The sequence below is a fragment of the Burkholderia diffusa genome, assembly GCF_902499115.1.
GTDB lineage: Bacteria > Pseudomonadota > Gammaproteobacteria > Burkholderiales > Burkholderiaceae > Burkholderia > Burkholderia diffusa.
The window spans coordinates 1-18997 of sequence record NZ_CABVPN010000026.1 but is presented as its reverse complement, the minus strand read 5'-3'; the positions used below and the strand labels follow the sequence as shown (position 1 = coordinate 18997).

At 68.9% G+C, this 18997-nt stretch carries 16 protein-coding genes; 9 read left to right on the top strand and 7 right to left on the bottom strand.

Annotated elements, in window-relative coordinates; all coding sequences use genetic code 11:
* The first annotated feature begins 208 nt into the window (after nt 1-208).
* Both BTE28158_RS24310 and BTE28158_RS24305 read left to right on the top strand, forming a co-directional pair.
* Entirely contained in the window at nt 209-1225 is a 1017-nt protein-coding gene (locus BTE28158_RS24310) for an ABC transporter substrate-binding protein (protein ID WP_059601225.1), read from the top strand.
* A gap of 113 nt (nt 1226-1338) precedes the next feature.
* Complete coding sequence (locus BTE28158_RS24305; protein WP_151049970.1) at nt 1339-2658, top strand: MFS transporter; 1320 nt, start codon at nt 1339-1341, stop codon at nt 2656-2658.
* A gap of 150 nt (nt 2659-2808) precedes the next feature.
* Here the strand turns inward: BTE28158_RS24305 and BTE28158_RS24300 are convergent, their stop codons facing one another.
* Together BTE28158_RS24300 and BTE28158_RS24295 are read right to left on the bottom strand one after the other, a co-directional pair.
* Nucleotides 2809-4605 carry a sensor histidine kinase gene (locus BTE28158_RS24300; protein ID WP_151049969.1) on the bottom strand — a complete coding sequence of 599 codons (1797 nt, stop codon included), beginning with the start codon at nt 4603-4605 and terminating at the stop codon, nt 2809-2811.
* On the bottom strand, nt 4602-5249 hold the full coding sequence (locus BTE28158_RS24295) for a response regulator (RefSeq protein WP_151049967.1): 648 nt from the start codon (nt 5247-5249) through the stop codon (nt 4602-4604). Before BTE28158_RS24295 ends, BTE28158_RS24300 begins: the two co-directional genes overlap by 4 nt.
* 282 nt (nt 5250-5531) lie before the next feature.
* On the opposite strand from BTE28158_RS24295, the gene BTE28158_RS24290 reads away from it, so the two are divergent.
* Both BTE28158_RS24290 and BTE28158_RS24285 read left to right on the top strand, forming a co-directional pair.
* On the top strand, nt 5532-5984 hold the full coding sequence (locus BTE28158_RS24290; protein WP_124620809.1) for a hypothetical protein: 453 nt from the start codon (nt 5532-5534) through the stop codon (nt 5982-5984).
* Nucleotides 5985-6086: 102 nt separating this feature from the next.
* A complete protein-coding gene (locus BTE28158_RS24285) occupies nt 6087-8105 on the top strand; it encodes an LssY C-terminal domain-containing protein (protein ID WP_151049965.1) in 2019 nt (672 codons plus the stop codon).
* Nucleotides 8106-8284: 179 nt separating this feature from the next.
* On the opposite strand, the gene BTE28158_RS24280 is transcribed toward BTE28158_RS24285, so the two are convergent.
* Together BTE28158_RS24280 and BTE28158_RS24275 are read right to left on the bottom strand one after the other, a co-directional pair.
* The gene (locus tag BTE28158_RS24280; protein ID WP_151049963.1) at nt 8285-10765 is read right to left on the bottom strand and encodes a flavin-containing monooxygenase; all 2481 of its coding nucleotides are present in this window, start codon (nt 10763-10765) and stop codon (nt 8285-8287) included.
* On the bottom strand, nt 10752-12479 hold the full coding sequence (locus tag BTE28158_RS24275) for a GMC family oxidoreductase (RefSeq protein WP_151049961.1): 1728 nt from the start codon (nt 12477-12479) through the stop codon (nt 10752-10754). Before BTE28158_RS24275 ends, BTE28158_RS24280 begins: the two co-directional genes overlap by 14 nt.
* Nucleotides 12480-12847: 368 nt before the next feature.
* Here BTE28158_RS24275 and BTE28158_RS24270 point away from each other — a divergent pair, with 368 nt between their 5' ends.
* Nucleotides 12848-13891, top strand: a complete 1044-nt coding sequence (locus BTE28158_RS24270) for an AraC family transcriptional regulator (protein WP_124901442.1) — start codon at nt 12848-12850, stop codon at nt 13889-13891.
* Nucleotides 13892-13965: 74 nt separating this feature from the next.
* Complete coding sequence (locus BTE28158_RS24265; RefSeq protein WP_151049959.1) at nt 13966-14475, top strand: GNAT family N-acetyltransferase; 510 nt, start codon at nt 13966-13968, stop codon at nt 14473-14475.
* A gap of 8 nt (nt 14476-14483) precedes the next feature.
* Here the strand turns inward: BTE28158_RS24265 and BTE28158_RS24260 are convergent, their stop codons facing one another.
* Both BTE28158_RS24260 and BTE28158_RS32840 read right to left on the bottom strand, forming a co-directional pair.
* Entirely contained in the window at nt 14484-15437 is a 954-nt protein-coding gene (locus tag BTE28158_RS24260) for a CgnE/CgnB domain-containing protein (RefSeq protein WP_151049958.1), read from the bottom strand.
* Between the two features lie 58 nt (nt 15438-15495).
* On the bottom strand, nt 15496-15618 hold the full coding sequence (locus BTE28158_RS32840) for a hypothetical protein (RefSeq protein WP_006752127.1): 123 nt from the start codon (nt 15616-15618) through the stop codon (nt 15496-15498).
* A 192-nt stretch (nt 15619-15810) separates the two neighbouring features.
* Here BTE28158_RS32840 and BTE28158_RS24255 point away from each other — a divergent pair, with 192 nt between their 5' ends.
* Nucleotides 15811-16044, top strand: a complete 234-nt coding sequence (locus tag BTE28158_RS24255; RefSeq protein ID WP_151049956.1) for a hypothetical protein — start codon at nt 15811-15813, stop codon at nt 16042-16044.
* Nucleotides 16045-16121: 77 nt separating this feature from the next.
* A complete protein-coding gene (locus tag BTE28158_RS24250; protein ID WP_059601250.1) occupies nt 16122-17369 on the top strand; it encodes a YbfB/YjiJ family MFS transporter in 1248 nt (415 codons plus the stop codon).
* Nucleotides 17370-17414: 45 nt separating this feature from the next.
* Here BTE28158_RS24250 and hpaC read toward each other — a convergent pair whose 3' ends face one another.
* Nucleotides 17415-17960 (bottom strand): 4-hydroxyphenylacetate 3-monooxygenase, reductase component, encoded by a 546-nt coding sequence (gene hpaC, locus BTE28158_RS24245; protein WP_151052638.1) that lies wholly within the window; start codon nt 17958-17960, stop codon nt 17415-17417.
* 331 nt (nt 17961-18291) lie between these two features.
* Between hpaC and BTE28158_RS24240 the strand changes: the two genes are divergently transcribed.
* Nucleotides 18292-18924 (top strand): response regulator transcription factor, encoded by a 633-nt coding sequence (locus BTE28158_RS24240; protein WP_151052636.1) that lies wholly within the window; start codon nt 18292-18294, stop codon nt 18922-18924.
* Nucleotides 18925-18997: the final 73 nt, after the last annotated feature.

The window sequence follows — 18997 nt, the reverse complement described above, 5'->3', positions numbered from 1 at the left end:
GGTTTTCCCGGGGCCGGGATGTCAGCATTTTCTCAGACTCGCTCGATAACCTGTGTTCAGCCGGAACGAGCGATGACGGCATTAATACCAGAGGAGACGGCAACATGCAGCATGTCACGGGCACGACGAAGGCGCGGCCGAATGCACGGCGAAGCCTGACGCGGGCTGCCGCGTCGTCGCTTGCCGCCCGCGGTACGCAGGCGTGCGCATGACGACGTCGCCCCGCCGCCGCGCGTTGCTCGCCGCCGGCCTCGGCATGCTTGCCGCACCGTCGCTGGTGCGCGCGAAGCCGCGCACGGTGCGGATCTCGAAAGGCTACGGCGTGCTGTACCTGCCGCTGCTCGTGATGGAGAAGCAGCGCTTGTTCGAGCAGCACGCGGCGCGGCACGGCGTGCGCGAGGTCGCGGTCGACTGGGTGCTGCTCGACGGCGGCAATTCCGTCAACGACGCGATGATGGCCGGCACGCTCGATTTCGCGGGCGCCGGCGCGCCGGGCTTCATCGAGCTGTGGGCGCGGGCACGGGGGATTCCGAACGTCGAGGTGATCGGCATCAGCGGATTGTCCACGACGTCGCTGTCGCTCAATGCGAATCGGCCGGGTCTCGCGTCGCTGCGCGACTTCACGCCGTCCGACCGGATCGCCGTACCGGGCATCCGCACGTCGCTGTCGGCGGTCGTGCTGCAGATGGTCGCGAGCCGCCAGCTCGGCGCGAAGCATTTCGCGCAACTCGATTCGATCACCGTGAACCTGCCGCATCCGCAAGCGATGCAGGCGCTGATCCGCCGCGAGAACGGCGTCACGGCGCACTTCACGTCACCGCCGTTCTCGACCCTCGAGTTGCGGCAGCCGGGCATTCATCGCGTCGTGAATTCGGTCGACGTGCTCGGCCCGCTGACGCTCGACGTCGTGTTCGCGCCGAAGCGGCTCGTCGATACGGAGCCCGCGCTGGCCTCGGCATTTCTCGGCGCGCTCGACGAAGCGAACCGCCTGATCGCGCAGGACCCGCGCGCGGCGGCCGCGCTGTATGCGGCCTCGTCGGGTGTCGGCGTGTCGCACGACGACGTGATGCAGATGCTCGCCGCGCCGGACACGCGTTTCTCGGTGCGGCCGAACCAGCTGATGGACTACGTCGAATTCCTGTATCTCGCCGGCACGATCAAGGCGAAGCCGCGCGCGTGGCACGAGATGTTCGCGCCGATGCTCGACGACTACCGGACCGGCTGATCGCCGCCGTCCGTCGCCGGACCCCGATTTCATCGAACACCCCCGCGCCCGCGCGTGCATCGCGCGCGGCGCCGATTCAACCGACAAGCAACCGATTCACGGAGGAGCCCGCAGTGAATACCACCGAAACCCTGGACCCCGCGTCCGCCGAAGAGCAGCGCATCATGTCGAAGATGGCGCGGCGCCTGCTGCCCATCCTCGTCGTGATGTTCCTGATCGCATTCATCGACCGGCAGAACGTCGGCTTCGCGAAATTGCAGATGGTGCACAGCCTCGGGATGACCGAGGCCGCGTTCGGTCTCGCGTCGTCGCTGTTCTTCATCGGCTACCTGCTGTTCGAGGTGCCGAGCACGCTCGCGCTGCATCGCTATGGCGCACGCGTGTGGCTTGCGCGGATCATGCTGACGTGGGGCCTCATCACCGTGCTGATGGGCTTCACGACGTCGATGCCCGCGTTCTGTTCGCTGCGCTTCCTGCTCGGGATCGCGGAGGCCGGCTTCTATCCGGGCGTGATCTATTACCTGACGCTGTGGTTTCCGCAGAGCTACCGCGCGAAGGTGCTCGGCATCTTCACGCTGGGCAGCGCGCTCGCGAACATGCTCGGCTCGCTGGTCGGCGGCGTGCTGCTGGGCCTGAACGGCGTGTGGGGGCTCGCGGGCTGGCAGTGGGTGTTCGTGGCGACGGGCATCCCGGCGGTGATCGTCGCGATCGTCGTGTTTCGCGTGCTGCCGGCGTCGTTCCGCGATGCGCCGTTCCTCGACGAACGCGAGAAGCAGATCGTCGCGGCCGCGCTCGAACGCGAGAAGCCGGTGCAGGCAGAACATGCCCAGCCGTGGAAGGCGCTACTCGATCCGCGCGTGATGCTGTTCGCGGCGACCTACATGCTGATGTCGACGTCGTTGTACGGCGTCACGTACTGGCTGCCGACGATCGTCAAGTCGTTCGGCGTGTCGAGCAGCACGAACGGCTTGTTGAGCATGCTGCCGTGGGCGCTCGCGGTATTGCTGCTGCTGTGGCTGCCGTCGAAGCTGCGCCGCGCGAAGAGCATCCTGCGCACGATCGCGATCGTCGCGGCGCTCGGTGCGCTCGGCTTCCTGCTGAGCCTCGTGCTGCCGTCGACGCCGTTGCGCTTCATCGCGCTCGTGCTCGGCGGTGCGTGCATCCCGCTGCTGTATCCGTGCTTCTGGTCGATGCCGCCGCGCTACTTCACCGGCGCGCGTGCGGCGGCGAGCGTCGCGGCGATCAACTCGATCGGCAACCTCGGCGGCTTCTTCAGCCAGAACCTGATGCCGTTCGCGGGCAAGGTGACGGGCACCGCGTTCGGCCCGATGATCGTGCCGATCGTGTGCCTCGCGCTGCTCGGGATCGGCGCGCTGGTCGCGTGGTCGCGCTCGGAGCGGGCGATGTCCAGATCCAACCTGGGACGATGCTGAAAGCCGCACGCGCAGCGATGGAGACCGATCAGGCGAATGGCAGCGATCGGCGAAAACGTTCGAACAACTCACCATCCTGACCGTTCGTCATCAGCGGGAAGGGACGACGACTGACCCCCGCAGCGGCATTCCGCCGCTGCATCCTCACCCTTACCCGTGCGTCCGCGACGCCCCCGGTGCTTCATGCGCGATCGCCACATGCGCCGACGCCACCGGGATGTCCACCTCCACCGTCGTTCCCTCGCCGAGCGTCGTATCGATCCGCAGCGTGCCGCCGACGAGATACGCGCGCTCGCGCAAGCCGACCAGCCCGAACGATCCCGACTTGCGCGGCGCACCGGGATCGAATCCCGCACCGTCGTCTCGAATCGTCAGCGTGATCGTCTCGTCACGATAAACGAGCGCCACGGTCGCGCTCGACGCAGCCGCGTGCCGCGCGACGTTCGCGAGCGCTTCCTGCGCGATGCGGAACACGGCCGTCGCATACGGTTCGTCGAGGTGCAATTCGCCCGGCTCGACGTGCAGCGCGCACGCCATGCCGTGTCGGTGCCGGAAATCCTCCACGAGCCATTGCATCGCGGCCGCAAACCCGAGGTCGTCGAGCATCAGCGGGCGCAGGTCCGTCGCGATGCGCCGCGTGGCCGTCACCGCGCCGCGGGCGAGCGCATGCATCGCCGCGATCTTGCGCGCCAGCGTCGCATCGTCCTGCGGCACGCGGTCGAGCAGCCATTCGAGATCGTTCTTCAGCGTCGCGAGGGTCTGCGCGAGTTCGTCGTGCAGTTCGCGTGCGATGCGGCGCTGTTCGGCCTCACGTGCGCTCGCGCTGATCGCCGCGATCTCGCGCAGCTCCTCGCGCGACGCCTGCAGCGCCCGCTCCGCGCGCACGCGCTCCTCGACTTCGCGCCGCAGGTCACGGTTCGACGCGCTCAACTGCGCGGTGCGGGCCGCGACGCGCTGCTCGAGCCGTTCGTTCGCCTCGTTGAGCTGCGCGCTCTTCTGCACGACGAGCAGGTGCTGATAGCGCGCGCCGGCCAGCGCGCGCACCGTCTGCGCATGCAGCCGGCCGTTCTCGAACAGCAGCGCGAACAGCACGACGCCGGACGCGACGAGCCCGTAGGTCCGCCCGGCGTAGAAGCCGAGGTCGAAGCGTCCGTGGTTCAGCATCGACGACAGCGCGATGTCGAACAGCCATGCGACGAGCACGATCATCACCCACAGGTCGAGCACGGAATGATGGCGCCGCTGCCGCCACATCAGCACGAGCGCGGCAAGATTCAGCGCCCAGACGACCGCGATCGCGTTCGTCATCGTCGAGGCCATCCGGTTGCCCTGCATGATGCGGGGCAGCAGGTCGTGGCCGGCGGTCGCGAGCAGTGCGAGCGCGCCGGTCGCGCCGGCCGTCAGGGCGATGCAAAGCAGCAGCGGAATCGCCGCGCGGCGCTGCTCGAGCGACGGCGGATGCGCGCGCGGGGCCGCGCGCAGCAGCGCGTATGCGGCGACTGCCAGCGGAAAGCCGCCGTGCCAGAACAGATAAAGCCACGCGGTGGTCTGTTCACCCGCGCCGAGCAGGCCCGTCGGCGCGAACAGCCCCGGAAAGGTCAGCATGTGCGTGCCGGCCATGAAGCCCGTGAACAGGTAGCCGCCGGCGAGCGCGAGCAGCGATTTCTCGCGCAGGATCGCGTACTGGCCGAGCAGCAGGCCAGCCGTCACCATGTCGTTGACGACGATCGCCGACTGGTACACGGGGATGAAGCCCGACACGTGGGCAAGCGGCACGCCGGCGAACGGCGCGAGGGCGATGAAGATCATGGCCGACACGACGACTGTCGCAATCGCGAGCCGCCGCTCCCGCCGGTCGGGCGGCAGCGACGACATGAACAGGCGCGACGGCTCCGACGCGTCGTCGTCATCGGCCGCGGCCGGGCGGAAGCGGAATGCGGGCATCATGCGTCGTCGATGCCGAGATCGAGATCGTGGCGCATCGCGTAGCGCACCAGCGCGGCTTCGTGCGGCAGCTCCATCTTCTCGAGGATGCGCGTCTTGTAGGTGCTGACCGTCTTCGCGCTCAGCGTGAGGTCCGCCGCGATCCGCGTGACCGTCTGGCCCGCGACGATGCGGCGCATCACGTCGAGTTCGCGATCGGACAACCGCTCGTGCGGCAGGATTTCGGACGGCGCGCGCATCGTGTGCGCGAGGCTTTCGGCCGCCGACGCGCTCACGTACACGCCGCCGGCCGCGACCTTGGTGACGGCCTGGACGAGTTCGGCGGTCGCGCTGTCCTTCGTCAGGTAGCCGGTCGCGCCGGCCTTGAACGTGCGCGCCGCGTACTGGGTTTCCGCGTGCATCGTCAGCACCAGCATGCGCAGCGATGGCACCTGCGTCTTGACCAGCCGGATCAGCTCGATACCGGTCGGCGCGGGCATCGACAGGTCGAGCAGCAGCACGTCGGCGGCGCAACGCTCGGCCAGCGCGAGCGTGGCCGCGCCGTCGCTCGCCTCGCCGACGATCTCGAAACCGCCGGCCGTTTCCAGGATGTGACGCAGTCCGTCTCGCATGACTGCGTGATCGTCAGCCAGAATTACCCTGATCATCTAGCGGCCCTCTTTTGGATGACGCGGCTGCGGTTCTTCTGATCAATATATGCCGCCGAATCGGGAAGTGGTGCTCCCGCGGGACATTTTTGAGACATCTGGGGGTCGAATGTGTCTTGAAGCGAAATAATCGTCGTGAAATGGCTCGGGCGGTAGGGGCAGACGGGGAGGGTATTCCCGAGGAATCGTCACTGCCGGGCAGACGGCGTGCCTCGCGGCCCAACCTGATTCAGGGATAAACTGGTGCCCGATTGCATCGTCCAGACCCGAGGAGCCGCCACGATGATCGATCTTGCCGACATCCTGCCGTCCGCGTTGCCTGCCGCCGTCGCGTGGGCCGACGCGCAGGCGGCTCACGGGCTCGCACGGGGCGTGCCGCTGACGCCTGCGCAGGCCGACGACGCGCGTACCGTGGGCGTCGCGCAACCGGAGCGAATCCGCGTCGTGGTCGCCGACCGGCTGCCGTTCCCCGACACGCCGGCGCTGGGCGCGATCGCGCGCGACACCGGTCTGCTGTCGCCGGGGACGATCGGCCTCACGCTCGGCCATGCGGTGTTCGTGCTGCGCGGCCACGACACGCGACGGCTGCTCACGCACGAATTCCGCCATGTGCATCAGTACGAGGAAGCCGGGTCGATCGGCGCGTTTCTCGCGCGCTATCTGCACGAGATCGCGACCGTCGGCTACCACGACGCGCCGCTCGAGGCCGACGCGCGGCAGCACGAGTTCGACTGACGCCACCGGCCGGCGCGAACGCGCACACACGCCAATGAACCTTCCTCACGCCATCGCCGGCCCGGTGCGGAACCGTCGCGCCGCCACGCCGCGCGGCCCGCGATGAGCGCCACGATCCACGCGTGGCTCAGTGCGATTGGCGCGCACCCGGCGCTGGTGCTGGCGATCGTGTTCGCCACGGCCTGTGCCGAGGCGATCGCGTTGATCGGCACGGTCGTGCCGGCCGGTGCCGTGATGTTCGCGGCCGGCACGCTGATTGGCGCGGGCGCGCTCGACGGCTGGACGGTCGTCGGCGTCGCGGCCGCCGGCGCGATCGTCGGCGACGGGATCAGCTACGAGCTCGGACGCCACTACGGCGGTGCGATCCGGAATGGATGGGTCCGGCTGGGCTACGCGGATGCGTATGCGCGCGGCGAGCAGTTCGTGCTGCGCCACGGCACGAAGAGCATCGTGCTCGCGCGCTTCCTGGCGCCAGTGCGCGCGGTCGTGCCGGTGGTCGTGGGGTGCGCGACGCTGCCGCGCCGGTCGTTCTATCCGGTCAACGTCGTGTCGGCGCTGATCTGGGCGCCGGTGCACATCGCGCCGGGCATCCTGTTCGGCGCGTCCGCGCTGCTGGCCGCGGCGATCAGCGTGCGGGTCGCCGCGATTCTGCTGGTGGTCGCCGCGCTGGTCGCGCTCGTGTGGATCGGCGTGCGTGTCGCGCTGCGGCGCGGCTGGCCGCTGCTGCACCACGCGCTCGTCGCGGCCATGTACGCGTGCATACGCCGCTGGCCGCGGTTCGGCGCGCGGGTGCACGACATGTTCGTGCGCGTGCGCCGCCTGCCGGGCGCGGTGCCTGTGTTCGCGCTGCTGTTCGTCGGCTGCGTGTGGCTGTTTGCCGGCATCGTTCAGGACGTCGTCGCGAACGATCCGCTGATGCACGCCGACATCGCGCTGTATGCGTTCCTGCAGAACCTGCGCACGCCGCCCGTGGATGCCGCGATGCGCGCGCTCGCGGTGCTGCACGGGCACGATACCGGGCTGATCGTCGCGGCCGCATTTCTCGTCTGGCTGATGATCCATCGCTGCTGGGTGACGTCAGCATGGTGGCTCGCGACGGTCGGCATCGCGGTCGTGCTCGTGCCGGCGTTCGGCGCCGGCTTGCCCGGCACGATGCCCGCGAACCTGCCGCCCGGCGCGCTGCACATGCCGCTGCCCGACGCCGATGCGGCGTTTGCGATGCTCGCGAGCAGCGGCATCGGCTGGGTGCTCACGCGCGACCGGCCGGCGCTGTGGCGCATCCCGGTCGTGACGGCGGTCGTGCTGTGGATCGTGCTCGGTGGTTTCGCGCGGCTGTACGTCGGCGATACGTGGTTGTCGGGCTTGCTCGGCGGCTGGAGCCTCGGGCTCGCGTGGTTCGCGATGCTGGCGGGCGCCTATTCGTACTGGCGCGTGCGCGAGCACGTGCAGCCGCGGGGCGCACTCGTCGCGGTGCTCGTCGTGCTCGCGACGACCGGCGTCTGGACCGTGCCCGCGCAATGGCAGCTCGATCGGGCGGCGCGTCCGCACGTGGGCGACGTCGTCGCGATGACCGTGGATCAGTGGCTGCGGGGTGGGTGGCAGCGCGTGCCGACGCGGCGCTCCGAGATCGGCGGCGATCGCGAGGAATATCTGCCGCTGCAATGGTGCGCGACGTCGGACACGCTCGATCGCCATCTGTCGCTGGCCGGCTGGCAGCGCGCGACGCCGTGGTCGCCCGCCACGACACTGCGCTGGCTGCTGCCGCAGGCGCCGGCCGATGCGCTGCCCGTGCTGCCGCGCTACACGCATGGCCAAAGCACGCGCCGGGTGTTCGTGCGTGTCGATCCGGCCCGTCCTGACAGCCGCCTCGTACTGCGGCTGTGGCGTTATCCGTATGTGCTGCAGGACGCGCTCGGCACGCGGCCGCTGTGGTACGGCGCGCTGTATCGCGAGACGCTGCATCGGCCCGCGCGACTGATGACGATCGTGCGCACGACGACCGTCGACGATGCGGCGACGATCGCGCAGGCGCTGAAGATCGAGCCGACGATCGAGCAGCCGCCTGCGGGGATGAGCGCGGCGCCGGCCGCGATGCTGCTCGTGTGGATGGTGCAGCCTTGAAGCGCGTGCGGCGCATCGGGCGTGCGCCGGTTGCGCCGGGACGACGGACAGGCGCAGGCCGACCGTCTCGAGTGCCGCGAGCAGAAGTCGATCGGCTTGCCCCACGCAACGGGTATGTCCATGTGCACGCCGGTCGTGTATTCGCCAAGCGTGAAGCACTTGCCGGCAACGCCGGAACTTCACGGCGTCGTCGCCGTCGCCGCCACCCGCTGCGCAGCAAACCCTGCCAGCGTGCGCAACGCGTCCCGCGCCGAGCGCAGGTAAAACGCCTGCAGATGAAACACGTGCCAGCGCGCGGTATGAATCTCGAGCCGGCACGGCACGCCGCAGGCGAGCGCATGCGTCGCGAGTCGCTGCGCATCCGACAGCAGCACTTCCTGATCGCCGGCCTGCACCAGCATCGGCGGCAAGCCGCGCAAATCGGTGTCGAGCGGGCCGCGCGCCGCAGCCGAGCCTGCGCCGTGATACCAGCGCAACCCCTGCTCGAGCCAGCCGCGCCGGATCATCGGATCGTCGTGGCGGCGCGATGCGAGCGTCTCGCCACCCAGCGTCGGGTCGGTCACGGGCGAGATCAGCAGCAGCGCGGCCGCGGCCGGCTCGCCGCGCTCGCGCAGCGCGATGGCCAGTGCCAGCGAGAGCGCGCCGCCGGCCGAATCGCCCGCAATCACGATCCGGTGCGGCGCGTAGCCCTGCACCCGCAACGCGTCGTATGCGGCCAGCGCGTCGTTCAACGCCGCCGGGCTCGGATGCTCGGGCGCGAGCCGATAGTCGGGTACCCACACCGGCAGGCCGGCTTCGGCCGCGAGCCGGGTCGTCACGCCGCGATGGGTATGGGGGCCGCCGAGACAGAACGCGCCGCCGTGCAGGTAGAGGATCGCGCCGCCCGCGTCGCCGTGCTTCGGCGCGATCACTTCGACCGGCACGCCGGCGGCGGACGTCCGGTAGCGCAGCGTGCCGCTCGCACCCGGCATCAGCGGCGACAGCAACGCGACGACGCGGCGCTGCATGCGCGCGCCGAACGGCGGCCCGATCAGCGGCCGGAACGCGACGCGCAGGAAACCGCGCAACGACGCGGCGGCAAGCGCTTCCACGCGGCCGGCGGGCGGCGTGATAACGGTGCCGTGCGTCGGCGTGACGGCGCCGTGTGCCGGCGTGGCGGTGTCGGGCAGCGGCTGCGTGAAGCGGTACGCGGACAGTCCCGTGAAGCGCGTGATCCATCGATAGGTCAGCGTGAAGCCGGGCCAGTTCGTGCTGTTGTGGCCGGACGCATCGACGTACCAGCTCTTGCAGCCGCTCCACACCGAGCCGTCGAGCCGCTGCTGCACGTGCGTGTTGTAGCGCCGGTAGCGGCGCGGATCGACGTCGATCGCGCGTGCGCCGTCGCGCCGCAGCGCGCGCACGCAGCGCATCACGTGCGCGATCTGGCTTTCGAGCATGTAGACGATCGAGTTGTGGCCGAGGTTGGTGTTCGGGCCGTACAGCATGAAGAAGTTCGGGAAGCCCGGCACCGTGAGCCCGAGATACGCCTGCGCGCCGCGTCGCCAGGCGTCGTTCAGGTCGAGGCCGTCGCGGCCGGTGATGCGCATCGGCGACAGGAACGCAGTCGCCGCGAAACCGGTGCCGTAGACGATCGCGTCGACCGGATGATGCACGCCGTCGTCGGTCTCGATGCCGGTCTCGGTCACGCGCCGGATGCGCTGCGTGACGAGCTCGACATTGTCGCGGTCGATCGCGGCGAGGTAGTCGCTCGACAGCAGGATCCGCTTGCAGCCGATCGGATAGTCGGGCGTCAGCCGTTCGCGCAGCGCAGGGTCGCGCACGTCGCGCGCGAGCAGCTTGAGAAACGGCCGGCCGACCGCGACATCCATCAGCCCGTGCAGCCGCGTGAACGCGATCGCACGCGATTCGTAGCGCACGTAGATCGACGCGCGATGCAGCTTCATTGCCCACGGCAGCCGGCGGAACAGCGCCCGCTCCCACGGACGATACGCGCGGTCCGGACGCGGCATCACGTAGGCCGGCGAACGCTGGAACACGACGAGGCGCTCGACGTCGCCGGCGATCGCAGGCACGAACTGGATCGCCGATGCGCCGGTGCCGACCACGGCGACGCGCTTGCCCGCGAGCGGATAGTCGTGATCCCAGTGCGCGGAGTGGAAAGCGCGGCCGCGAAACGTGTCGATGCCGGGCAGGTCGGGCATCGCCGGGCGGCTCAATTGTCCCGTGCCACTGACGAGCATGGCGGTGCTGAGCGTCGTGCCGTCGGCGAGCGTGACGTGCCACAACGCACGGGCCTCGTCATACTGCGCGCGCTGGACGTCGGCGCCGAAACGCAGATGGCGCGCGAGGCCGTACTTGCGCGCGCAATGCTGCAAGTACGCATGGATTTCGGGCTGCGGCGCGAATACGCGCGACCAGTCCGGGTTGGGCTCGAAAGAGAACGAGTACAGATGCGAGGGCACGTCGCACGCGGCGCCCGGGTAGCGGTTGTCGCGCCATACGCCGCCGACGTCGTGCGAGCGTTCGACGATCACGAAGTCGCGAATGCCGGCGCGTTGCAGTGCGATTGCCATGCCGATGCCGGCGAAGCCGGCGCCGATGATGATCGCCGACAGCGGCGCGGCCGGTTCGGCGGAACGGGAGGCTTCAGGCGACGACATGGCGGGTCTCCTCGGTATGAATCGCATCGTGCGAATCACACGATGCAGGAACGGCGTCGCGATGCGCTGGCGCAAGCACCGCTTCGCGTTCCGCGTTGGCGGATGATCGTGCCGGCACGCGTCGCACGTCTCGAATCAGGTCGACGGCCTTCTCGGCGATCATGATCGTCGGCGCATTGGTATTGCCGCCGATCAGCGTCGGCATGACGGACGCATCGACGATGCGCAGCCCCGTGACGCCATGCACGCGCAATTGCGGATCGACGACCGCGAGCGCGTCGTGTCCCATCCGGCACGTGCCGACCGGGTGATACACGGTGTCGGTGCGCCGGCGCAGCACGTCGCGGATCTCGTCGTCGGTCGTCACGTTCGCGGTGAACATGTCGCGCGTGATCCATTCGGCGAGCGCCGGTGCTTCCATCAGCGTGCGCGTGAGCCGGAAGCCGGCGACCATGTCGTCGAGGTCGCGCGGATCGTCGAAGAACGCGGGGTCGATGCGCGGCGCGGCGAGCGGATCGGCGCTGTGCAGCGTGACCGAGCCGCGGCTGCGCGGCCGCAGCAGGCACACGTGGCACGACAGCCCGTGGCCGGCATGCAGCCGGCGCGCATGATCGTCGACGAGCGCGACGACGAAGTGCAACTGGATGTCGGGCGCATCGAGGCCGGGCCGCGTCTTGAGGAAGCCGCCGCCTTCCGCGAAATTCGACGTCAGCATCCCGCGCCGTTCGCGGCGAAAGCGCGCGAACTCGCGCAGCATGCGCAGGCCGCCGCGCGCGGACACGCCCATCGTGTCGACGCCGCGCACGCGGTAGCCGAGGATGAAGTCCGGATGATCCTGCAGGTTGCGGCCGACGCCGGGCAGGTCGGTGCGCACCGGAATGCCGAGCCGCTGCAGTTCGCGGGCCGGACCGACGCCCGACAGCATCAGCAGCTGCGGCGTCTGCAGCGCGCCCGCCGCGAGCACGATTTCGCGCCGCGCGCGCAGCGTGCGAACCTCGCCGCGCTGCCGCACCTCGACACCCGTCGCGCGCGTGCCGTCGAACAGGATGCGCAGCACCTGCGCGTGCGTTTCGACCGTCAGGTTGTCGCGGCGGCCGATGTGCGGCAGCAGGTATGCGCGCGCTGCGCTCCACCGCTCGCCGTGCTTCTGCGTGACCTGGTACAGGCCGACGCCTTCCTGTTGCGCGCCGTTGAAGTCGTCGGTGAGCGGCAGGCCGGCCTGTCGCGCCGCTTCCAGGTAGCGCGCATGGAACGGGTTGCCGGTGCGCAGGTCGCTGACCCACAACGGGCCGTCGCGGCCGTGAAAGGCGTCGTCGAAGCGCTCGTTGTGCTCGCTCAGGCGGAAGTACGGCAGCACGTCGTCGTAGGACCAGCCTTCGTTGCCGAGCGCGGCCCAGCCGTCGTAATCGACGCGATGGCCGCGAATGTAGACCATCGCGTTGATCGCGGACGAACCGCCGAGCGCCTTGCCGCGCGGCTGATAGCCGATGCGCCCGCCGAGCCCCGGCTGCGGCACCGTGTCAAAAGCCCAGTTGTTCACGCGGGTCGGCAGCATCACGACCGCGCCGGTCGGCGCGTTGACGATCGCGTTGTCGCCGCGGCCGCCGGCCTCGAGCATGCAGACGGTGACGGCCGGGTCCTCGGTGAGGCGCCCCGCGACGACGCAGCCGCCCGAACCGCCGCCGACGACGATGTAATCGAACGTTGTGCTCATGAAATCGTCTCCCGATGGTCGATGGTTCACGCGCTGCACGCCTGTGCGTGCAGCGGCGGGTCGAAGCGCCTGTCGGACGGCGCGCTGCAGCTGCAGCTGCAGCGCCCGGTGTCGTTGCGGGACTCGTGCCGCGCGCGCGAGCGTGGTCCGCGATGCCAGCGGTCGAATGCGTTGCGCGGGAGTTCGAAGCGGGCGGCGAGGTCGGATGGGCGACTCGGTCGCATGGTGTCTCCTCCGGGGGGCGTTGGCGTCGTTCACGCGACGACTGATGACGCCGATGGTGCGGGCCGCATGGGAAAACACCAATGCTGCTTCGGGACAATTGTTTTAGTATTTGGGCCAAGTCGGCGCTTCGAGGGTTTCTCCGCATGAGCTTCTGGGACTTCACCCGGAGTCCGGCCAGCGCGCGGCTGCTGGTCGATTTCGGCGACGAACGCGGCGTGCCGCGCACGAAGTTGCTGGCCGGCACGGGCCTCGTGGACGCGCAGCTCGACGATCCGAAGGTCGAGGTGACGGCCGCGCAGGAACTGCGGTTGACCGGCAACCTGCTGCGCGCGCTCGGGCGCGCGCCGGGCCTCGGGTTCGAGGTCGGACAGCGCTATCACTTCTCCGCGTACGGCGTGTGGGGCTACGGGCTGATCGCGAGCGCGACCGCGCGCGACGCGCTGGCGCTCGCGATGCGCTTCCTGCCCCTCACGTATGCGTTCACGGTGATCACGTACCGCGAGGAGCCGGAGACGGGTGTGCTGAATTTCGGCGCGCCTGAGCTCGATGCCAGCCTGAGCCGGTTCCTCGTCGAGCGCGACATGGCGGCCGCTGCCGTGCTGCTGCAGGAGATCGGCGGGGGCGATTTCGCGTTGTCGCGCTTCACCATGCAGGCTGCTCGTGCGACGAGCGCGTCCGCTTCCACGCCCGTGCTGCGCATCGCCGGCGTCGAGCCTGCGTTCGGCGCGCGCGCGAACAGCCTTGCATTCGATCGCGCGTTTCTCGATCGGCCGCTGCCGCATGCGAACCCGCTGACGGTTTCGATGTGCGAGCAGATGTGCAGCCAGTTGGTCGACGCGCGGCGCGCGCGGGTCGGCACGTCGGAGATGGTGCGGCAATATTTGACGGCGGCGCCCGGTAACGTGCCGTTCTCGCTCGAGGACATGGCGCGGCTGATGAGCACGAGCCCGCGCACGCTGAAGCGCCGTCTGCAGGAAGAAGGCACGACGTTCCGGGTGCTGCTCGCGCAGGCGCGCGGCATGATGGCCGAGACGCTGCTCGGCGATGCGCACTTGTCGCTGACGGAGGTGGCCGAGCGGCTCGGCTTCAGCGACCTGTCGAGTTTCTCGCAGGCGTTCAAGCGCTGGTATGGCGTGCCGCCGGGCGCTTATCGCAGCGGCCTGTTGCGCGACGGTGGCCCGCAATGACGCTCCGACGCCGTGTCGCGCCACGCGCGTCGGCTCGCACGCACATTTCCCGATCCCTTCACGAGAGAACCCGCATGATCACGCTTCGCCCGATGACCGAAGACGATTTCCTCCGCTTCTGGCCCACGTACCACGCGATCGTCACCGCGCAGGAGACCTATGCATTCGATCCGGCGGCGACGCGGGAGGCCGCTCGCGCGCAGTGGCTCGACGCGCCGCTCTGCACGTGGGTCGCCGAGGAGGATGGCGTGCTGCTCGGCTCGTACTACCTGAAGGCGAACGCGGCCGGGCCCGGCAATCACGTGTGCAACTGCGGGTATATGGTTGGCGAGGCCGCGCGCGGCAAGGGCGTCGCCCGCCTGATGTGCGAGCACTCGCAGCAGGTGGCGCGCGAACGCGGCTTTCTCGCAATGCAGTTCAATTCGGTGGTCGCGACCAACGAGGTGGCGGTGGCGCTGTGGCAGAAGCTCGGCTTCGAGATCGTCGGCCGCTTGCCGCGCGCGTATCGCCACGCGCGGCTCGGCTTCGTCGATTGCCTGGTGATGTACAAGTGGCTCGGCGACACGGCGGCCGCCGAAGCCTGATTCGACAGTCAGACGGCGAACGCGCCGTCGAACACGATCCGCTCGTCGAACGCGAGCGTGCCGCGCGCGAAGATCAGGTCGAGGTGGTGGCTGCCGTTCGCGCCGCCGCCGAGGCCGAGATGCAGCCCCGGATGGCGTTCCTCGAACCCGGCGTTGCGGCCGTACAGCGCGCGGATGCCCAGGTTCGTGCCGATACCGAATTCTTCGATGCGCCGGTGATTGTCATGCCGGTCGAGGTACGACGCGAAGTCGCGCCGGAAGCCCGCGTCGTCGCTGTCGAAATCGACGATCAGGCTGTCTTCGACGTGCAGCGTCGCGAGCCGCTCCGTCACGCGGTACTTGATCGCAAACGGCACGGTGCCGAGGAACGTGCCGCTGAATACGATCGAGCCGTGCAGGTCGGTGACGTGCGTCGCGATCTCGCCGGGCACGACGTCGAGATTGCCCATCCCGTCCACGCTCGTCCATTTCTGGTCCGGTGAAAGCGAGCCGGTCAGCGTGTTGCCGGCTTCGTCGATGAAGTGGATCCGCGATGCGCGTGCGGCCGCTTCGATCAGCCGGCCGTTGCGCGCGGCGATGTCGTCGAGCGATTCGGCGAACGCTTCGTCGAGATGTGGGCCGTAATCCTTGAACAGTACCGACTTGCTCCAGTGCTCGACGATCGCGGGACGGATCGCGGCCAGGAACGGCGGGCCGCTCGGCGAGGGTGTCGGCAGGCACGACGAGTCGTACAGCAGCACGAACAGATCCGCGCGCGCGAGCGCGGCGGCGATGTCGGCGGGCGGGGTGGTTTCGAGGCAGAGGGTCGTCGCGTCGAACGAGTCGGGCAGGGCGGAAAACGCGCGCAACGCGACGTCGCGGTTGCGGGTGTCGTAACCGACCAGGAGTTTGCCCGTTTCGCCGCGTGCGAGCTTGTCGCGCAGCGCCGGGTGACAGCCGAGCGCGCGGTGCAGGTTCAGCATGCGTGTCTCCGGAAGCGGCGGAAGGGCCGCGGCCCTTCCGCGGGAACGGGCTGGCCGCTCAGACAGGCCAGAGCGCGGTGCCGAACGGCACCACGGCATCCTCGACCATCATGTCGACGGCCTCGGGGTGCGTGTCTTCCTGCATCCAGTCAAGCAATTCGATCTGCCGGGTTTCCTGCATGTCAATTCTCCTGTGGTGAACATGAGCGATTCAACATGAAAGCGCGGTAAAGGGATTACCGCCGCTCGTCCGGAATTTTTTGAGTGCCGGGCGAGTGGCGTCGATATTAGTCTGATGATTTGCCGAATGCAACGCGTTGCATCGTTTTTAGCTGTGGTGTGCTAAACAAGCGGGTTCGCTGCATATCGCGCAATGAAGGCGAATGAATCGGATCGTGAAGGCCGTGGATTAATTGTTTTGAATATCGAGGCCGTCAATGATGAGTTCATTCATGTGATTTATTTAAATTGCGAGTGCAATCGCGTCGATCGTTTCGGTTTTCATCATTCGCGAACGATGCGCACGCGGCTGGCGTTCATGCGAACTGTCCGCCAGCAGTCGACGAGCCGGCTCCGGCGGCTGCCACGATTTTCTGGCACCATCTGACGACTTCGCGTGCGGGCCGCAGCCGCGCGCGCACCGCCGTCCCGGCGGCACGATGCGAACCACGATGGAGACATGCGATGCGCACAGCGCCGCAACCGGAGCACGCCGGCCGAGCACGGCCGCATGCCGGCGCCACCGAATCCGACCGGATGGCAGCATGGCGGCTCGCGATCTGCCTGTCGCTCGGCAGCGCGATCGCGCTCGGCCTCGCGCGCTTTTCGTATGCGTTGCTGCTTCCGCCGATGAAGGTCGATCTCGGCTGGAGCTTCGCGCAGGCCGGCGCATTGAACACCGCGAACGCGGCCGGCTACCTGATCGGCGCGCTCGTCTTCCCGTTCCTGTCTCGGCGCTGGCGCACCGGCACGCTGCTGGCGGCCGGCTGCGCGCTGACCGCGGTGCTGATGGCCGCATGCGGGTTCTCGTCCGGCATGAACGCGCTGCTCGTCGAACGGCTCGCGACAGGCGTCGGCAGCGCGCTGATCTTCATCAGCGGCGGCGTGCTGGCGGCGCGGCTCGCGTCCGCGTCGCCGCGCGATGCGGGGCTGCTGCTCGGGCTCTATTACGGCGGCACGGGGTGGGGCATCGTCGCGTCGTCGCTGCTCGTGCCCGCGACGCTCGTACATCGCACGCACGGATGGCAACCCGCATGGTTCGCGCTCGCGGTCGCGTGCGTGCTGTTCTCGGCGATCGCCGTGGCGGCGGCGCGTCGCATCGAGCATGCGCACGCGGCACCGGCCGTGCGGCGCGACGGCGCCGCGCCGGCGGCGAGCGCGAGCCCCGCGCGCTTCGCGCTCGCGCTCGCGGGCTACGGACTGTTCGGCGTCGGCTATATCGGCTACATGACGTTCATCGTCGCGCTGCTGCGCGGCACGGGGATGAGCGGCACGGTCGTGTCCGCGTTCTACGTGATGCTCGGCGTCGCGACCATCGTGTCGGCGCGGCTGTGGTCGGGGTTGCTCGACCGGATGCGCGGCGGCCAGGCGCTGGCCGTGCTCAATGCGTTGCTCGGCGTGGCGACGCTGATGCCGGCGCTGTTCGCGCATCCGGCGGCCGCGTTCGCGTCGGGCGTGCTGTTCGGCGCGACGTTCCTGTCGGCGGTCGCGTCGACGACCGCGTTCGTGCGCCACAATCTGTCGCCGGAAGGCTGGGCGAAGGGCATCAGCGCGTTCACGACGATCTTCGCGTTCGGGCAGATCGCCGGGCCCGTCGCGATCGGCTGGGTATCCGACAGCGCGGGGCTCGCGCGCGGGCTCGTGTATTCGGCGCTGACGCTGTTCGCGGGCGCGGCGCTCGCGGCGGGACAGCGCGCGTTGCGCTCGGCGTAGCCCTGCGCGATCGGCGAGCGCGGCACCGTTTTGTTACCCCGACCGTTACCGCACGCAGGCGGTACGCGATACGCGATGGAACGCGCGGCTGAAGTAGATGAGGCTGTCGCCGTCGTTGCGCACGCGAATCGACGTCGCCTCGATGAACATCACCGAATGCGAGCCGACTTCCTTCATGTCGGCGATCGTGCCTTGCAGGCTCGCGAGCGCATCGCGCAGCACGGGCACATCCTGCTCGCCGCGATCCCACACCGGCAGCTCGAAGCGGCGCTCCATCGGCAACTCGGTGAGTCCTGCGAAATGCCGCGCGAGCAGTTCGTGCTCGGCCGGCAGCACGTTGATGCACACATGACGATTGCGCTCGAAGGTCGCATGCATCGCGCTCGACCGGTTCAGGCACACGAGCAGCGTCGGCGGCGCGTCGGTGACGGAACAGACGGCGCTCGCCGTGATCCCGCAGCGGCCGTGCGGCCCCGCGGTCGTGATCACGTTGACGGCCGCGCCGAGGTGGGCCATCGCTTGCCGGAAGGCCTGTTGCGCGGCGGTGGGTTCGGCGCGCGCCGGTTGCGGGGTATCGGACGGTGCTGACATGGGCGCTCCTGGGTGAATGAGGTGGCGATCGTGCGAGCCGTCGATGCGGCATCGAATCGTCGACGATGCAGCAAGCGTACGCCGCGAAAAAGCCGGCGAACATTCGCACGATTGACGATGAAGATGGCGTTCCCGCCAACGCATCTAAAGGTTCTACCTAGATGCGCGGCACGGCGCGCGGAAAAAAGTGCGATGGAGCATCGATGCGGCACGTGAAGGGGTATTCAGCGCATTTTCTGCTCGTTATGATGTGCCGCACACCCCGACGAACGACGCCTGCCTCACCCGCGGCGCGTGCGATGCCGATACCGATATCTTGCGAGACACCCCGATGACGTCACCCGCTCCGATCGTATACATCGTCGACGACGACAGCGGCATGCGGACGTCGCTCGCCTGGCTGCTCGAGTCGGTCGGCATCGCGTCCGAAGGCTTCGCGAATGCCGCCGATTTTCTCGCGCGCTTCGACGTGAACCTGGTCGCGTGCCTGGTGCTCGACGTGCGGATGCCGGAGAAAAGCGGTTTCGACGTCCAGGCGGAACTGAACGCGCGCGGCGCGACGCTGCCGGTGATCTTCGTGAGCGGACACGGCGATATCCCGATGTCCGTGCGCGCGCTGCAGAACGGCGCGATCGATTTCGTCGAGAAGCCGTACAACTCGCAGCAGATGCTCGAGCGCGTGCAGCGCGCGTTGCGGCTCGCGCAGCAGCGGCACGCGGTCGGCCAGCGGCATCGCGAGCTGCGCCAGCGGCTCGACGCGCTGACCGCACGCGAGAAGGAGGTGCTGCGCGGCGTCGTCGACGGCAAGGGCAGCAAGCAGATCGCGTCGGATCTGTCGATCAGCGTGAAGACCGTCGACGTGCATCGCGCGAGCATCAAGGAGAAGCTCGGTGCGACGTCGATCGCCGCGCTGGTGCGCGACGTGATGGTCGTGTGGGGGGGCGACGGCGACACGCCGCGCTAGTGTCCTGTTCCGCTGATTCGCGAGCAAAGTCGATGCAGCTTTTCGAGGATGGAATCGGCTGAGGCGGTCCAGA

What these genes read in the sequence shown, in the direction of transcription:
- BTE28158_RS24310 (WP_059601225.1), top strand. Translation starts at nt 209, where the DNA reads ATGACGACGTCGCCCCGCCGCCGCGCGTTGCTCGCCGCCGGCCTCGGC.
- BTE28158_RS24300 (WP_151049969.1), bottom strand. Translation starts at nt 4,605, where the DNA reads ATGATGCCCGCATTCCGCTTCCGCCCGGCCGCGGCCGATGACGACGAC.
- BTE28158_RS24295 (WP_151049967.1), bottom strand. Translation starts at nt 5,249, where the DNA reads ATGATCAGGGTAATTCTGGCTGACGATCACGCAGTCATGCGAGACGGA.
- BTE28158_RS24290 (WP_124620809.1), top strand. Translation starts at nt 5,532, where the DNA reads ATGATCGATCTTGCCGACATCCTGCCGTCCGCGTTGCCTGCCGCCGTC.
- BTE28158_RS24285 (WP_151049965.1), top strand. Translation starts at nt 6,087, where the DNA reads ATGAGCGCCACGATCCACGCGTGGCTCAGTGCGATTGGCGCGCACCCG.
- BTE28158_RS24280 (WP_151049963.1), bottom strand. Translation starts at nt 10,765, where the DNA reads ATGTCGTCGCCTGAAGCCTCCCGTTCCGCCGAACCGGCCGCGCCGCTG.
- BTE28158_RS24275 (WP_151049961.1), bottom strand. Translation starts at nt 12,479, where the DNA reads ATGAGCACAACGTTCGATTACATCGTCGTCGGCGGCGGTTCGGGCGGC.
- BTE28158_RS24270 (WP_124901442.1), top strand. Translation starts at nt 12,848, where the DNA reads ATGAGCTTCTGGGACTTCACCCGGAGTCCGGCCAGCGCGCGGCTGCTG.
- BTE28158_RS24265 (WP_151049959.1), top strand. Translation starts at nt 13,966, where the DNA reads ATGATCACGCTTCGCCCGATGACCGAAGACGATTTCCTCCGCTTCTGG.
- BTE28158_RS24260 (WP_151049958.1), bottom strand. Translation starts at nt 15,437, where the DNA reads ATGCTGAACCTGCACCGCGCGCTCGGCTGTCACCCGGCGCTGCGCGAC.
- BTE28158_RS32840 (WP_006752127.1), bottom strand. Translation starts at nt 15,618, where the DNA reads ATGCAGGAAACCCGGCAGATCGAATTGCTTGACTGGATGCAGGAAGAC.
- BTE28158_RS24255 (WP_151049956.1), top strand. Translation starts at nt 15,811, where the DNA reads ATGAAGGCGAATGAATCGGATCGTGAAGGCCGTGGATTAATTGTTTTG.
- BTE28158_RS24250 (WP_059601250.1), top strand. Translation starts at nt 16,122, where the DNA reads ATGCGCACAGCGCCGCAACCGGAGCACGCCGGCCGAGCACGGCCGCAT.
- hpaC (WP_151052638.1), bottom strand. Translation starts at nt 17,960, where the DNA reads ATGTCAGCACCGTCCGATACCCCGCAACCGGCGCGCGCCGAACCCACC.
- BTE28158_RS24240 (WP_151052636.1), top strand. Translation starts at nt 18,292, where the DNA reads ATGACGTCACCCGCTCCGATCGTATACATCGTCGACGACGACAGCGGC.